The 15,095-nt window shown below is 41.4% G+C and carries 10 protein-coding genes and 2 pseudogenes; 7 read left to right on the forward strand and 5 right to left on the reverse strand.

What is annotated here, in order from left to right; translation table 11 throughout:
* The 4 genes from V7K41_RS17065 to V7K41_RS17080 form a co-directional block, all read right to left on the reverse strand.
* Entirely contained in the window at positions 1-1,011 is a 1,011-nt protein-coding gene (locus tag V7K41_RS17065) for a chemotaxis protein CheB (protein WP_334849964.1), read from the reverse strand.
* A gap of 785 nt (positions 1,012-1,796) precedes the next feature.
* Positions 1,797-2,276 (reverse strand): hypothetical protein, encoded by a 480-nt coding sequence (locus V7K41_RS17070; protein ID WP_334849966.1) that lies wholly within the window; start codon positions 2,274-2,276, stop codon positions 1,797-1,799.
* A gap of 129 nt (positions 2,277-2,405) precedes the next feature.
* Complete coding sequence (locus V7K41_RS17075) at positions 2,406-4,178, reverse strand: ShlB/FhaC/HecB family hemolysin secretion/activation protein (RefSeq protein ID WP_334849968.1); 1,773 nt, start codon at positions 4,176-4,178, stop codon at positions 2,406-2,408.
* Complete coding sequence (locus tag V7K41_RS17080; RefSeq protein WP_334849970.1) at positions 4,168-4,674, reverse strand: hypothetical protein; 507 nt, start codon at positions 4,672-4,674, stop codon at positions 4,168-4,170. Before V7K41_RS17080 ends, V7K41_RS17075 begins: the two co-directional genes overlap by 11 nt.
* A 93-nt stretch (positions 4,675-4,767) precedes the next feature.
* Between V7K41_RS17080 and V7K41_RS17085 the strand changes: the two are divergent.
* The 7 genes and pseudogenes from V7K41_RS17085 to V7K41_RS17115 form a co-directional block, all read left to right on the forward strand.
* Positions 4,768-4,923, forward strand: a pseudogene (locus V7K41_RS17085) (IS4 family transposase); the annotation flags it as partial.
* A gap of 152 nt (positions 4,924-5,075) precedes the next feature.
* The gene (locus V7K41_RS17090) at positions 5,076-5,834 is read left to right on the forward strand and encodes a sucrose-phosphate phosphatase (RefSeq protein ID WP_334849971.1); all 759 of its coding nucleotides are present in this window, start codon (positions 5,076-5,078) and stop codon (positions 5,832-5,834) included.
* On the forward strand, positions 5,834-6,466 hold the full coding sequence (gene ruvA, locus V7K41_RS17095; RefSeq protein ID WP_109007998.1) for a Holliday junction branch migration protein RuvA: 633 nt from the start codon (positions 5,834-5,836) through the stop codon (positions 6,464-6,466). The genes V7K41_RS17090 and ruvA overlap by 1 nt, the downstream gene beginning before the upstream one ends.
* 141 nt (positions 6,467-6,607) lie before the next feature.
* Positions 6,608-7,771 (forward strand): 8-amino-7-oxononanoate synthase, encoded by a 1,164-nt coding sequence (gene bioF / locus V7K41_RS17100; RefSeq protein WP_334849972.1) that lies wholly within the window; start codon positions 6,608-6,610, stop codon positions 7,769-7,771.
* A 510-nt stretch (positions 7,772-8,281) separates the two neighbouring features.
* On the forward strand, positions 8,282-8,428 hold the full coding sequence (locus tag V7K41_RS17105; RefSeq protein WP_334849973.1) for a hypothetical protein: 147 nt from the start codon (positions 8,282-8,284) through the stop codon (positions 8,426-8,428).
* A gap of 602 nt (positions 8,429-9,030) precedes the next feature.
* The gene (locus V7K41_RS17110; RefSeq protein ID WP_334849975.1) at positions 9,031-14,061 is read left to right on the forward strand and encodes a PAS domain S-box protein; all 5,031 of its coding nucleotides are present in this window, start codon (positions 9,031-9,033) and stop codon (positions 14,059-14,061) included.
* A 236-nt stretch (positions 14,062-14,297) separates the two neighbouring features.
* Positions 14,298-14,465: a hypothetical protein gene (locus V7K41_RS17115; protein WP_334849977.1), complete on the forward strand. Its 168-nt coding sequence runs from the start codon at positions 14,298-14,300 to the stop codon at positions 14,463-14,465.
* An 85-nt stretch (positions 14,466-14,550) separates the two neighbouring features.
* On the opposite strand, the pseudogene V7K41_RS17120 reads toward V7K41_RS17115, so the two are convergent.
* A pseudogene (locus V7K41_RS17120) lies at positions 14,551-14,829 on the reverse strand (GNAT family N-acetyltransferase); the annotation flags it as partial.
* Positions 14,830-15,095: the final 266 nt, after the last annotated feature.

Raw genomic sequence — 15,095 nt, forward strand, 5'->3', positions numbered from 1 at the left:
TCAATCAACACCTATGTTTGGATCGACCTTCAAAAGTACTTCTCGAATAATGGCGGAGGACTCCTTGGCAGAGTGTGCCTCCTCTTTGAATCTTTGTGCCGCCAAGGTTTGATTGCGAGCCTCCATCCTTGAAGCCATACGATGTGATAAAGAAGCTTTCTCTTCCAATGCCCTAAAAGCGATCCATAGTGCATCCTCCACCTTATCAGACTGCGTGGCTAGCAAAGTTTTTACTGAAAAAGCATGACCCGTGCGGCACCGGAAGCGCAACAAATTTCTCTCTTCGACTTCCCAGAGGATACCGCCGCAGTCAGGACAGCCAAAGGTTGATGGTTTACCAGGTCGATTGCCTTCGTTTTCTACTGCTTCCAAACTCAATTGCACTATTTTAGATTCAAACTCCATCTCGCTAGGTACCGGGTTTTCTGGTTGTACTTCCATTGGCGTATTAGCTAGAGCTACTAAAGTAGAAGGAATATCTGAAAGTGGCAGAATATGGTCAATATCCTCTACGTTCTCGATCGCATTACGTGGCATATCAGGATACAAAACATCGTCAGGATTTTGGACAATTGCCACACCACGCCGCATTTTTACAGCCATTAGTCCCGCCGTGCCGTCGTCAAGCATACCTGTTAGTAGCACAGCAATCACTTGCTGCCCATAGGTTCGCGCTGCACTGCGAAACAATGGATCGATAGCAGGACGACAATGGTTTTCTTTTGCTCCCCGCGTCAAACGCAAATATCCTTGTTCTACCAGTAAATGGTAGTCAGGGGGAGCGACATAAATCCAACCACGAACAATAGCTTCGCCGTCCTGAGCGTGAGACACTGGCAAGTTGCCAGCACGACTTAATATTTCTGGCAGAAAACTCGTGCCGTGACTTGATACATGAAGGACTATAATTACAGCAGCATTGAGATCGGGCGGCAAATGCTTGACTAGATAAGTCAGTGCCTCAACTCCACCTGCTGATGTTCCAACGACGATAATATTGTATTCAAGCATTAATGTAACGATTTCACTAGCATAGCAGCGTAAACAACAAAAGCACATTTACTGCCAGTACTGAGATTAACGCAGCCAAAAAATTTGTTTACCTAGCTTTAAGAGGATTATATTTTTCTTTGAGGAATAGAATTTTAGACGAATAGCACGAAATGCAATTTCGCGTCTCTAAAAGGGTTTTAAAATCACGCAAAATTATTTTCCGCGATTGAAAAAATATAAAATGCAGAAAACCATTTCCACATAAATATATTCTAAGGATCGTAGCAGTGCTACGTCTCTACATTGTTTTTCGCTGCTACGCTCTGTAGACATTGCTCAAATTTAAACATTAGTTGTCAAAATTTGAGCGTTTGCAGCTAATGTTTTTCCATATATAAGAAAGGTTTAAGTATTTGCTGCAAATGTATAATTATTTGTTGCAAATGCTTAATACTTTGCAGCTAATGTTCTTCCATATATAAGAAAGGTTTAAATATTTGCAGCACATATATAATTAGGGCGTTGCAAATGCTTAATACCTTGCAACAAATGCTCTTCTATATATAAGAAAGGTTTAAGTATTTGCAGCAGTCATTGTAATGAACTTATAAATTGATTTATTTCCTGAAATATAACAGATATCCTAAGAGGCTATGGTGTACACACAAGTCCTAAAAACTTGGTTTGATGAGGCTTGACTGGAGGCGGACTGTTTGCATATATCGCTTATACAAAAAATTGTATATTAGCGATCGCTCTTTCTGCAACTGAGTTTAGCTGTGGGAAAAGATTTGTTGATTCAGTTAGGGCAGGGTGGAAATATATGAGTAAAGGGTAAGACCTAAACCAAATACACCAAATATAAAACAAATAGCGGCAGCTAAATTGAGAGAAATGGATCTGTCTTGAGTGACAGTAACCAATTCCTCTTGAGAATTACTAATGAAAGTATTAATCTTATCTACAATTTTTTGAGCTTCAGATTGGAAGGGATAGTAAAAAGTATAAGGTAATTCGCCATAATTTGTCAAAAGAATAACAGCGTAATAGTCGCCACCACGATTAAAATAAAATTTTGCTCCCCTAAACTCTTCTATAGAATAGGTTTCTACGCTTGATTTCCACTCATTTGCATGAGTTAACTGACAATTAATCCGAGTCATTCTTTCGCAGGTTAAAGTTGTCACTTTATCTTGCTCAAAGAATACTGTAAATGCAATAAATAGAAAAAAGATACAACCAAGAGAAAAACAATTTATCGACTTACAAAAATCTGAAGGCATTAAAGCTTTAACTCCCAATTTTTTGAAAATAATTTTTTGCTTACTGGCTACCTATGTTAACTATTATCAGTAATTTCTGTCTGAGAGGTTGTTTTAAAAGTGACTTAGCCTAAATTTTAACTTTTGAAATTAAAATAAATTATATTGTACAAAAAAATACAAACCATTTTCTTGCCATGTATTACCTGAAGTATCAACAGAAACTAAAGGAATACCCAATTCAACAGCAGCAGTAAAATTATTACCTTGTAACCACCGCAAACCCAAACCAACAGCAGCTAGAGTGTTAGTGTTAATATTATTTTCATCTCTATTGGACGAATTACTCCAAACAGTACCAACATCAACAAAAGGAGTCACTTGTAGAACTCCCTTCCAGGAACGCACACGTAAAATTGGTAGTCGTAATTCAGCAGAAGCAAGAGCGCCATTATCTCCCAACAACAAATCTTGACGGAATCGCCGAACACTATTTACACCACCTAAACGAAATTTTTCTGAAGCTAAAAGTGTTGTGGAAGCTAGTTGCACATCGCCACGAATCAAAAATAGGGTATCAGGAGCTAATAGGCGTACCCATTGTGCTTGGCCTCGCCAAGCGAAAAAACGGCTATCAGGAGGGGTATCATTGATTGTGGCATTGAATGCATCAATTCCCAAACTAAATTGAGAACGAGCGAAAATTACTTCTTGGCTATTACGGGAAATCCATTCTTGAAAAAATCGCAGGGCAGATACTCTAGTGCGTCCTTGTGCATCAGCTCCTAGTGAGAGTTCAGAAAGGGGAATACCATATTCTTCTAGAAAAGAAGAGGAAATTTTATCTTCTCTATGATAAGCAGTGATTCCAAGAGCGAATTCTTGGTTAGGAGTTTGGAGTAGTGGCTGGCGGAATGTGAGTTCGTAACGTTGGGGGGTTGATTCAATATCTAGGATATTAAAAGGATATTCAATAAGATTGGCTGGTCTATTGCCATAGCGGAAGGTGAGAGTGCCATTGTGGGGATTGAGGGGTAAGCTGTAACTGGCATCTATAGCATTACTGCCATCAGTATTGCTGTATACTAACGATATACTATCTCCAATTCCCAGTAAATTGGATTCCTTAACTTGCAGTTGGCGACGAAAGCTACCAGAATTAGGGGGAGGACGATTGTCCAGTACTATTTTTGTATTGAATGTATCTGCCTCAGTTACCTTGATGGCCAGTAAACTAGTATCGGTTCGTGAGCCAGCAAACAGTTCAGCAGACAAGCTTTTAATTAAAGGATTAAGCTGCAATAGTTGCAGGGACTGTAATAGGCGTTTTTGATTCAAAGGGGTGGATGCAGCATTAGCTATACGACTGCGAATATAATTTGGGTTAAGTCGCCTAGTACCAGTGACTTGGATATCCTCTAATTTGCCTTCGATTACTTGGATTCGGACAACACCATCTGTGAAAGTTTGTTCAGGAATATAAGCTTCAGAAGTAATGTATCCCTTTTGATTGTACAATTCGATAATTTTGGAACGAGCTTCTAATAATTGTGCAAAAGTAATCGGCTTGTTGATAAAGTCCTTAAGTACCTCATTCAAGTTTTTTTGGCTAAAAACCGTACTACCAACGACTTCAAACTGTTTAACAGTGAAAGTGTAGGGAATTTCAGGGAGTGGTTGCTCTAGTGTGGGTAGCCCTTGATCTGGTTGGAGTAATTGGGATGGAGGGGGTAGTTGCGGTGCTGGAGACGGTGGTGTTGATTGTGTTTTGGTTGGTGGCTGGACATCCTGCATTCGCCCAAGTGACCCAAGCGAGGGAGAATTGTTTTGAGGTAACTGCGCCTTAGTAGGTGTAGTTGTGATGCTGTTAAACAACATCAGCAAACAAGACATGGCAAAAATATGAGTAACTTTAGCTACCATAACACTGCATAAGCTTTTGCCTGGAAGTATAAGGAGTAAGAGTGGTTGGATTAGCACTAAAAACTATTTGTCCAAAGGCATTTAGCGTCACTCCTGTGGCCTCAACAATACGTTTAGGAATATAAATAGTTGGTTTAATCCTGACAGGTAGTAGGGAACGCTTCTTGTTGCTGGGTTTAAGAGATACCCAATCTATTCGTATTGCATCAGGGTTGAGAATATCTTTAGGATTGGATGGTAAACCGCCGCGTCCGAGAATAACAAACTTGCTTTGAGCATAATCTGGACTGTAGCAGCTTGGCCCAAAAATAATTTCATTCGGGTTGAGAAAAAACAAGTTAGGAGAGCCATTGTCTTCAATCAAATCGTTGTCAATCCCGTTAATCGAGGGAAGTTGAGATTGAGCAAAAACACGCCCTTGCAAAGAAACAATAAACATACCCGTCAAAATCAGAGAACTATACCAAAACCGCCAATTTTGAGTTATTCCTGACATAACACCCCTCAATTAATCCGTAATTTGACCGTGGGTAGTAGTGCATAGTAACGATCAACTAAATAAGTTTCGTTTAATCAATACCTTCGCCAAAATATGAAGGCTCACTATCGTGACTTTCGATATGTCTATGAAATATTAAAAATACTTCCAGAAATCCCTGAGCCTATTTTATTAACTCAGATTTTTGCCAAGCTTACATCTTTAGGTCGTATCCATCCCGCTTCTACTGGCTTTGAACCCTCGTAAATTGGCAAAGGTATTGACCTTTTACTGATAATAATTCTAACTATCCTTAATCTCGAATTGAATGTCTGACATATTTTGTTTTTAGCAAACAAATCTCTTGCAAAAGTCCCTTCACGCGGTAGAATAACGAAATTTTGCAAGAGGTCTTAATCATGAAACCATTTCTTTTTGTAACCGATTTAGATGACACCCTCGTGTATCGCACCGTCGGTGATGACAGCGCTTTACCAGAACTAAATCAACTGCTGGAGAGACATCGCCAAGAATACGGTACTAAAATCGTTTATTCTACTGGGCGATCGCCTGTACTTTACAAAGAACTCCAAGCTCAAAAAAATCTTTTGCAACCGGATGCCCTCGTCCTATCTGTGGGTACAGAAATTTACCTTGATGGTACTGATACTCCAGACTCAGATTGGTCAGAAATCCTCTCTCCGGGATGGGAACGGGAAACTGTATTATCTATTACGAGAAAATATCCTGAGTTAGTTCGGCAACCAGATTCAGAACAGCGTCCCTTCAAAGTGAGTTGTTTCCTAGAACAAGAAGTATCTGCGAATGTTCTACCACAACTTGAAGCAGAGTTACAAAAATCTAAATTAAATGTAAAGTTAATCTACAGTAGCGGAATAGACCTTGACATTGTACCCCTGACCAGCGATAAAGGTCAAGCAATGCAGTTTTTACGCCAGAAGTGGAAATTTGCAGCAGAACAAACAGTTGTCTGTGGTGATTCGGGTAATGATATTGCTTTATTTGCTGTAGGCAACGAACGCGGAATCATTGTGGGGAATGCCCGCAAAGAGTTACTCCAATGGCACAATGAGTATCCCGCAGACTATCGCTACCTGGCTTCATGTTTTTGTGCAGGTGGAATTATCGAAGGCTTAAATTATTTTGGTCTCTTGTAATGATTAGTTATTTAAAAGGTATAGTCGCTGGTATCCAAACAATTGGCGCTAATCGCGTAATTCTGACTCTGGAAGTGAATGGCTTGGGGTATGATTTGCAAGTTCCCCAACGCCTAGCAAACCAATTACCAGAGTCGGGAGGAGTGGCGCAAATTTTTACCCATTTGCAAATTCGTGAAGAAGTGCCCTTTCTATATGGCTTTGCTTCCCCAGCCGAACGCGATTTATTTCGCCACTTGCTGACTGTCACAGGTATTGGTGCAGCCTTAGCGATCGCACTCTTAGACACTCTGGAACTACCAGATTTAGTCCAAGCAATTATCGCTGGCAATACACAAATCCTAATTCAGGCTCCCGGTGTTGGTAAAAAAATCGCCGAACGCATCTGTTTAGAACTGAAAAGCAAATTAGTCGAGTGGCGCAAATCAGCCGGGTTCTTCGTCGCCACAGGCGGGCCAGCACCGGGAATTCTCGAAGAAGTGCAAATGACCCTCTTCGCTTTGGGATATACTGCCCATGAGGTCAGTCACGCCCTCCATGTGGTCAGCGAAGACATCGGACTACCCAAAGATGCCTATGTCGAAGATTGGATTAAACAAGCGATCGCTCATCTCAGCAGTGAACAAGTTTAATTGTCATTTGTCATTGGTCATTTGTCATTTGTCATTAGTTATTTCTTATTCTCCCCCTGCCTCCCCTGCTCCCCTGCCTCCCCTGCCTCCCCTGCCTCCCCTGCCTCCCCTGCCTCCCCTGCTCCCCTGCCCTCACTCCCCATGCCCACCGACCCTTATGCCTGGTTAGAACAGTCCTTAGCAACAATTCATCGGGCAGACTGGTATCGTTCGGTACAACCTATCAATGGTCGTCCGGGTGCAACGGTAGTTTTAGCTGGGCAAGAGGTAATTAATTTTGCCAGCAATGACTATTTGGGATTGGCTGGAGATGAGCGTTTGATGGCAGCTGCAACTGCTGCGATCGCCGAATTTGGGACTGGTAGTACTGGTTCTAGATTACTTAGTGGACATCGGGAATTGCACAGGGAGTTAGAGAAGGCGATCGCATCTACTAAACAAACAGAAGATGCCTTGGTATTCAGTTCCGGGTATCTAGCAAATTTGGGTGCAATTACCGCCCTTGTGGGCAAGCGTGATTTAATTTTCTCTGACCAATACAATCATTCCAGTCTGAAAAATGGAGCGATTCTCAGCGGTGCAGCAGTTGTGGAATACCCACATTGTGATATCGCAGTATTAAAAACTCAGTTGAACCAGCAGCGGCAAAATTACCGACGCTGTTTGATTCTTACTGATACCGTCTTTAGCATGGATGGCGATTTATGTCCGTTGCCTGCACTGTTGGATCTCGCTGATGAATTTAGCTGTATGCTGCTAGTCGATGAAGCTCATGCCACTGGGGTACTAGGAAAAACTGGCGCTGGATGTGTTGAATATTTTGGATGTACAGGAAAGCAATTAATTCAAATTGGCACCCTAAGTAAAGCTTTAGGTAGTTTAGGCGGGTATGTAGCAGGAAGTAGTGCCCTAATTGACTTTTTGCAAAACCGCGCACCCAGTTGGATTTATACCACTGGGCTTTCACCTGCTGATACAGCCGCGGCCTTAGCAGCAATCAAGATTGTGCAACAAGAACCGCAACATCGTGCCCAATTGTGGAAGAATATACATTACTTGAAAACTTTGCTGCAACAGTTACCTAACCTGCAATTGCTGCCTTCTGAATCACCCATATTATGTTTTCAATTGCCTAATGCCACAGATGCCCTTAAAGCTGGAAAACAGCTAAGAGATGCTGGCATTTTTGCCCCAGCAATTCGTCCCCCCACAGTGCCCACAAGTCGAATCAGAATATCAGTGATGGCAACTCATGAAGTAACACATATTGAAAAATTGCTAGCAGTACTAAAGGATGTCATCTGACGACAGTAGGGGATGGGGCATGGGGCAATCTAAGTAAGATATTGACTATGTATATAGGACTCATATCTGATTTTTGAACAAGATTTCAGATAAAACCCTTATTAAGAGGTTGTTTGAAAAGTGGTTAACTGTGATTTTAGACACTTGTTGATCCCCCCTAGCCCCCCTTAAAAAGGGGGGAATTAGAATCAAAGTACCCCAATTTATCGGGGAGCCACTGCGGTCTTGGGGTCTCCCCAAGTGGAGCACGTGGCGTGGATTTAGGGGGATTTAAAACTATTTGATACATCATTAGGGACTTTCCAAACATCCTCTAAAACAGGCTTTTCAGTCTCAGTATGTTTTCAAAAATCAAATCGGAGTCCTATAGGATATCTTGATTGCTACCAATTCAACAGGTTGGTGCCGGAAGCGGTGGTTTTTTTCTATACGTCTTCATAAAGAATTGGTATCAATAGTGAGACATTTCAAAAATTCTTAAATGTTGTCTCTATTGAACTTGGTGATGATATGGCTTTGATTCAAATCGATCGGGCATCTGCACACCAAGCTCTGGCGTTGTGTTGGCCTGAAAATATCATCCCGATTTTCAACCATCTCATAGTCCTCAACTCAACCCGCTTGAAAGATGATGGCAGTTTATTAAACTTCAGTTAAAAGGGGAGAATTTCTCGAATTTATCACAATTGAGCCAGCAGGTTCAACATGAGCTAGCTCAAATGTCTTCCGAGTTAATCTCCTCTTTGACTTATGATTTTATCCTTGAAGCTTTATTCTAGACATCTTCATAGAAAATTGGTATTATTCATTCAAATTTAAATATCGATTGCTACCAAATAAATAGGAGTATAACAGGTAATGACCGATTCACGAAAAATTTTACCTGCAAAGAAGGGAGCTAAACAATTAACTTGTAATTTTCACCAATTTAGATGATAAATAGATTATTTCACAACTACAGCTAAGATTTTCTGTTTATCTTTCTCCTTATCCAGATATTATTCTATAATTTTTGTTATAAATTAATTAGCTTCGTGTTTGTATTTAGTATTTTACATTAGTAAAATAGTGTCATTTATTTTGAGGGAACGAGCTAAATTTTCCCTTTGCATATCAGATAAATAACAACTAAACCTCTGGCAAAAGAGATTTTTATAACTCAGCAAAAATCTATCTGAAGATAAGTTACTAAAATTTGCAAACTAGCTTAGGGTATATACAGCCTCTGCAATGAGTATTGGTTGTTCCAAGAACTTTTCATGCCCCATATTCATTCTTCTCAGTTACTGCGTTATGGCATTGTTGTATTAATTGTCGCACTAGCATTAGTGCTAATGTTGATGCTAGACCCCTGGTTAAGCATGAGCGAAACTTCTTTTATGCTATTTTTTAGCACTGTAATGTTGAGTGCTTGGTATGGTGGTTTGAAATCAGGGCTATTAGCAACTTTCTTGTCTGCGTTACTGAGCGATTACTTTTTTCTCCCCCCAGCTTATGAGCTGAGTTTTGACTTATCTAATTCTGTGCGAATTGGGTTATTTGCATTACAAGGATTGTTCTTTAGTATCTTATGTGAGGGATGGAAAACTGCTAAAAGACAGGCGGATGAAAATCTCCAAAAGCTGAGGGTTAGTGAAGAAAGATTTCGATTAGCTTTAAATAGTTCAGATATCGTGGTCTTTCAGCAGGATCGCGATTTGCGATATCAGTGGATTCATAATCCTCAAAGTCTAGACACTGCTGAGAAAATATTAGGTAAGTCTGATGACGAATTATTTCCAGCTATAGTTGCAGAGCAATTGAGGGCAATTAAGCTAAAAGTAATAGAGACTGATGTTGCAACCCGCCAAGAAGTTTATCTGACAATTGGTGGAGAAAATCGTTACTACGATTTGCTAGTTGAACCGCTAAGGGATGCAGACAATAGCATTTTAGGTATCACCTGTGCAGGTGTGAATATTACTGATCGCAGGCAGGCAAAACTAGAAAAAGCCAGGTTACACCAGGAACTTCAACAAGCTATTGGGCAAAAAGACGAATCTCTGGCGTTACTCAATGCTTGGCTTACTAGTTCACCAGTGGGGCTGGCTTTTCTCGATCCTGAACTGCGCTTCATTCATGCAAATGAAGCGCTAGCTGCCATTAACGGTATACCGCAAACTCAACATATTGGTCGCACCTTTAGGGAAGTACTACCAGAATGGGCAGCGCAAATTGAGCCTGTTTTTGAGCAAGTGATGGAAACGAGGCAGCCCTTACTCAACCAGGAAGTGAGCGGTGAAACCTATCCGCCTGGGGTATATCGTTATGGTCTTGTCAGCTATTATCCGGTGTGTTTGCCGAATGGGCAGTTGTTGGGAGTGGGCATTAGTTCAATTGATATTACTCAACTGAAACAAACTGAACAAGCATTACGGGAAAGCGAAGCTAAGTTTCGTAGTGTGGTTGAGTCAAACATGATTGGTATCGGCTTCTGGGATAGAGACGGCAGGATTACAGACGCTAACGATGCCTTGCTGAATATGGTCGGTTATACCCGTGAAGAATTACTTGCCGGCACACTTCGCTGGCAAGACCTAACTCCTACAGAGTATTTACCACTTGATAAGCAAGCACTAACTCAATTTCAAGACAGTTTCTTTTGCACACCATATCAAAAAGAATATATCCGTAAAGACGGCTCACGCTTGCCTGTTTTGGCAGGTGGTAGCCATTTTGAAGGGACTGTAGATCGAGGAGCTTTTTTTGTTCTCGATATTACAGAGCGCAAACAGGCTGAGGAAAGATTCCGCTATATCGCCCAAATTAGTAGTTTACTCTCTACTTCGTTAGATTATGAACAAACCTTACAACAGATAGCCAAAATTTCAGTTCCCCAGCTTGCTGATTGGTGTAGCGTAGACATTTTAAATGAAGATGGCTCCATTCGCCGCCTACCTATTGCTCATGCAGACCCATCGAAAGCAGAGTTGGCGCGTAAACTTCAAGAGTATGTGACAGATTATAAGGGTGCAAGTGCAATTACTAAAGTACTACAAACTGGCCAAAGTGAATTGATCTCAGAGGTATCTGACTCGCTATTAGTAGCAACTACTCAGAATCAGGAACACTTAGAACTTGTTCGGCAATTGGGGATGAAGTCTGTAATGATTGTGCCGTTAATCGCAAAAGGGCGCATACTCGGCTGTATTACCTTTATCAACACCCTATCAGACCGTCGCTACGATCGCACTGACCTAACTTTAGCAATAGATATTACCCATCGTGCTGCCTTAGCAGTGGAAAATGCCCAACTTTATCGAGACATCCACCAGGCTTTAGTCCATTATGCCGAATCTCTATCTCTTCTAGATGCGTTGCTAGGAGCGGCTCCTGTTGCTGTATGCTTTTTCGATCTGGAACTGCGATATATTCGCATTAATCAAGTTTTCGCTGACATTAACGGTTTAGCTATAGAAGAACATCTAGGACGCAAATTTAAGGAAGTGTTGCCAGCGATGGCAGCTGAGTTAGAGCCACAGTTACAGCACGTGTTAGAGACTGGTGAACCCCTGCTGAATATGGAAATCAGCGGTGAGACAAGGGGACAACCTAAAAGCTACGGCTACTGGCTGGGCAACTATTACCCGGTAAACAATACAATGGGTGAAACGGTAGGAATTGGCATTATTTTGGCAGATATAACAGCAGCAAAGCAAACAGAAGTTGCTTTAGGAGAAAGTGAAGAAAGGTTTCGGGCAATGTTCAATCAGGCAGCTGTCGGTATTACTTTAGTAGGGTTGGATGGGCGATTTATTCAGGTTAATCCTGCCCTATGCGAAATTACTGGGTATAGCCATGAAGAGTTAATGCAAATGAACTTTCAGGAAATTACCCACCCTGACGACTTAGAAGTTGATTGGGAAAATGCTCAACGAGTTTTAGCAAAAGAAATTAGTGGTTATTCCCTAGAGAAGCGCTACATTCGCAAAGATGGTTCTATAGTTTGGGTAAACCTAACTTCATCAGCAGTTTGGGATGATAACGGACAACCAATGTATGCATTAGGGATTATTGAGGATATTAGCCATCGCAAACGAGTTGAAGCCACACAAAACTTTTTAGTCGAAGCCAGCACCTTACTAGCTGCCTCATTAGATTATGAAATCACCTTGGAAAATGTGGCTAATCTAGCAGTTCCGACTTTAGCTGACTTGTGTATTGTAGATGTTTTTCAAGAAGATTGGTCAAGTAAACAAATTGCGATCGCAATTGCCGATCCCACAAAAGAAAATATTTTAGACGAAATCCGACGACGTTATCCACCTAAAACCAAAGCCAAACAGCTTGTACAACAGCTACGCTTAGGAATATCTGTCTTTTATCCCGAATTATCTGACTCACATCTTCTACAGATGTCTGAAGACAACGAACATCGGCAATTGCTGCAAAGTCTAGGTATTCGTTCTCTAATGGTGATTCCAGTTCGTTCCCGTGGGCAATTATTTGGAGCAATCTCTTTTTTTACCGCCGAATCTGGTCGGTACTATCAACAAACAGACTTGGCTTTAGCAGAAGATATTGCTCGGCGGGCAGCGACAGCCATCGACAATGCCAGACTTTACCAGGAAACTCAACGGTCTGTCAATCGCACAGTACTTTTACAAAAAATAACTGCTGCCTTCTCGGAAGCCTTAACTCCCCAACAGGTGGCTGATGTAGTGGTGAACCAAGGCATTGCCGCCTTGGAAGCTACTGGTGGTTCCGTTGTCTTACTTACTGAAGGAAATACTACCCTAAAAGTTGTGCAAGCAATTGGCTATCCGCAAACGCTCATAAATACTTGGACAAGTTTTCCAATCGCAGCACCTAATCAAATAGCAGAAACAGTTAGAACTGGGCAGCCAGTTTTTTTAGAAAATTTAGCAGCCATGATTGCTAGATATCCCGACTTAGCAGATGTTGTCACTGTTATAGGGAATAATGCCTGGGCTTCCATTCCCTTGGTGGTAGAAGGTAAAGTAATTGGGGCTTTGGGATTAAGCTTTACTACTGGACAAATATTTAATGAAGAAGACCGGGGATTTATGTTGACACTGGGACAGCAGTGTGCTCAAGCGATCGCTCGCGCTCAACTTTACGAGGCTGAAAAGACCGCAAGGGCACAAGCCGAGACAGCTAACCGCATTAAAGATGAATTCCTCGCTGTCCTTTCCCACGAACTGCGAACTCCCTTGAATCCGATTTTAGGGTGGGCAAAGTTACTCAGAACCCGCAAGTTTGACGAAGCTACTAAAATCCGGGCTTTGGAAACAATCGAGCGTAATGCTAAATTACAAACCCAATTGATTGGAGATTTACTTGATGTTTCGCGGATTTTACAAGGTAAGGTTAGGTTAAATCTCCATGCAGTGGATTTGAAAATAGCGATCGCAGCGGCATTAGAAACGGTGCGTTTAGCAGCAGAAGCCAAATCAATTCAAATTCAAACGGTGTTAAATAATGATATCGGCAAAGTTCTCGGCGATGGCGATCGCTTGCAACAAGTGATGTGGAATCTCCTCTCCAATGCCGTTAAATTCACACCCACAGAAGGACTTGTAGAAGTGCGTCTAGAGCAAGTTGGTTTAGATGCCCAAATCCAGGTAATTGATACAGGTAAAGGAATCAACCCAGAATTTTTGCCCTACGTTTTTGATTACTTTCGGCAAGCAGATGCTAAGACAACCAGAGTATTTGGCGGACTGGGATTGGGACTAGCAATTGTGCGTCATCTAGTAGAACTTCACGGTGGCACAGTTCAGGCAGAGAGTTTGGGAGAAGAACAGGGGGCTACCTTCACAGTCAAACTACCTTTGCTGAAAAATTCTGAGTTGCGAGTTAGCAGTGGTGAAGCTTCTCAACCAGAAGTCAGTAATGACGACACATTACTTGCTGGAGTGCAAATCCTGCTTGTGGACGATCAAGCTGATGTGCGAGAGTTTTTTAGTTTTGCGCTGGAACAATATGGCGCGACTGTAACGGCAGTTGAATCAGCAGATGAAGCCCTGCAAACATTAGTACAATCAAAGCCAGATATCCTCTTAAGTGATATTGGAATGCCCTTAATGGATGGGTATATGTTGCTGCGTGAGGTGAGAAAATTACCGCCAGAGCGAGGCGGACAAATCCCTGCGATCGCCTTGACTGCTTATGCTGGAGAACTTAACTACAACCAAGCAATGGCAGCAGGATTTCAAAAACACCTACCTAAACCCGTCGATCCAGCAGATTTAGCTACAGCGATCGTTACTCTCATTGGTCAGAATTAACCTTGAGAGTAAATAAACTCTTCGATTTCTCTTCTTTCCTTTACAAATCCTAATCAGATGAAGTACATCATAGCCCCCTCCTCGCTTGCGCTACGGTGTACACACAAGTCTCTTGACCTGCAATGGCATTGCATCGACAAACAATTATATATTTTTTATTTTTCTTCAGAAATTTGCCGTTTGCAAATTGATGTTATAAATTGGTGCTCAGGTTTTAATCAGAGATTTGTTTACCCATGAAAACCCAACAGTTCAGTTCAACCACCGTAGAAAATAGACCTACCAAGACTAAAAAACAGTCTTTTCCTGGTATAAGTATTGGTACTCCTAAAGTACCATTCCGTAAATCTAATAAAATAGCACAACAGCATGAGTTACTTAGTGACTGGGAACACGCAAGTTAATTTAGTGACATCCTCTTACACTACGGTGTAGGCTTATCTGCCACTCTCGGTATCCGGTTAGATATTAACTGAGGAACCATGTAAATTAAAGGAGTAATGATTTCTTTGACTCTATTGCCATGAGCCAACAATTTGAGTATTCTCCTTCATGCAGTTCATGTGCGGGCAATAGTTTTACTTTCACAAAACCACATTTCTCATAGCAGCGAATAGCACGATAATTGTCAACGTGCGGACCTATGACAATTTTATCAGCTTGCCACTGTTCAAAAAAATAGTTAATAACTGCTGACAGTATTTTTGTCCCAATTCCCTTGTTCCAATAGTCGGTTTCGCCTATGAACAAGTCAATTGCATAGACATGACATGAGTTTTAAAAAAAGGGAAATTTAATCTCTGCTTTCTGAGAATGAAATTCCCCTTAAACCCTTATAAGACCCTTAAAATCAGATAGTTATCTACAGATGAAATTTACTTAATTCCCACCAGATACAACAGCTTTATTATGTATCGCAGTGTCTTCAGGCTTTCTCTGCCATTAAACTAAGCAACACCCTCGCGAGTGCTACTCGTCTCCAGAACCGGACATGAGACTTTCACCTCATCCGGCTCCTCAGAAAACATACCCTT

The sequence above is a fragment of the Nostoc sp. genome, from assembly GCF_036917415.1.
Classification (GTDB): Bacteria; Cyanobacteriota; Cyanobacteriia; order Cyanobacteriales; family Nostocaceae; genus Nostoc.

What these genes read in the sequence shown, in the direction of transcription:
- V7K41_RS17065 (WP_334849964.1), bottom strand. Translation starts at nt 1,011, where the DNA reads ATGCTTGAATACAATATTATCGTCGTTGGAACATCAGCAGGTGGAGTT.
- V7K41_RS17070 (WP_334849966.1), bottom strand. Translation starts at nt 2,276, where the DNA reads ATGCCTTCAGATTTTTGTAAGTCGATAAATTGTTTTTCTCTTGGTTGT.
- V7K41_RS17075 (WP_334849968.1), bottom strand. Translation starts at nt 4,178, where the DNA reads ATGGTAGCTAAAGTTACTCATATTTTTGCCATGTCTTGTTTGCTGATG.
- V7K41_RS17080 (WP_334849970.1), bottom strand. Translation starts at nt 4,674, where the DNA reads ATGTCAGGAATAACTCAAAATTGGCGGTTTTGGTATAGTTCTCTGATT.
- V7K41_RS17090 (WP_334849971.1), top strand. Translation starts at nt 5,076, where the DNA reads ATGAAACCATTTCTTTTTGTAACCGATTTAGATGACACCCTCGTGTAT.
- ruvA (WP_109007998.1), top strand. Translation starts at nt 5,834, where the DNA reads ATGATTAGTTATTTAAAAGGTATAGTCGCTGGTATCCAAACAATTGGC.
- bioF (WP_334849972.1), top strand. Translation starts at nt 6,608, where the DNA reads ATGCCCACCGACCCTTATGCCTGGTTAGAACAGTCCTTAGCAACAATT.
- V7K41_RS17105 (WP_334849973.1), top strand. Translation starts at nt 8,282, where the DNA reads ATGGCTTTGATTCAAATCGATCGGGCATCTGCACACCAAGCTCTGGCG.
- V7K41_RS17110 (WP_334849975.1), top strand. Translation starts at nt 9,031, where the DNA reads ATGCCCCATATTCATTCTTCTCAGTTACTGCGTTATGGCATTGTTGTA.
- V7K41_RS17115 (WP_334849977.1), top strand. Translation starts at nt 14,298, where the DNA reads ATGAAAACCCAACAGTTCAGTTCAACCACCGTAGAAAATAGACCTACC.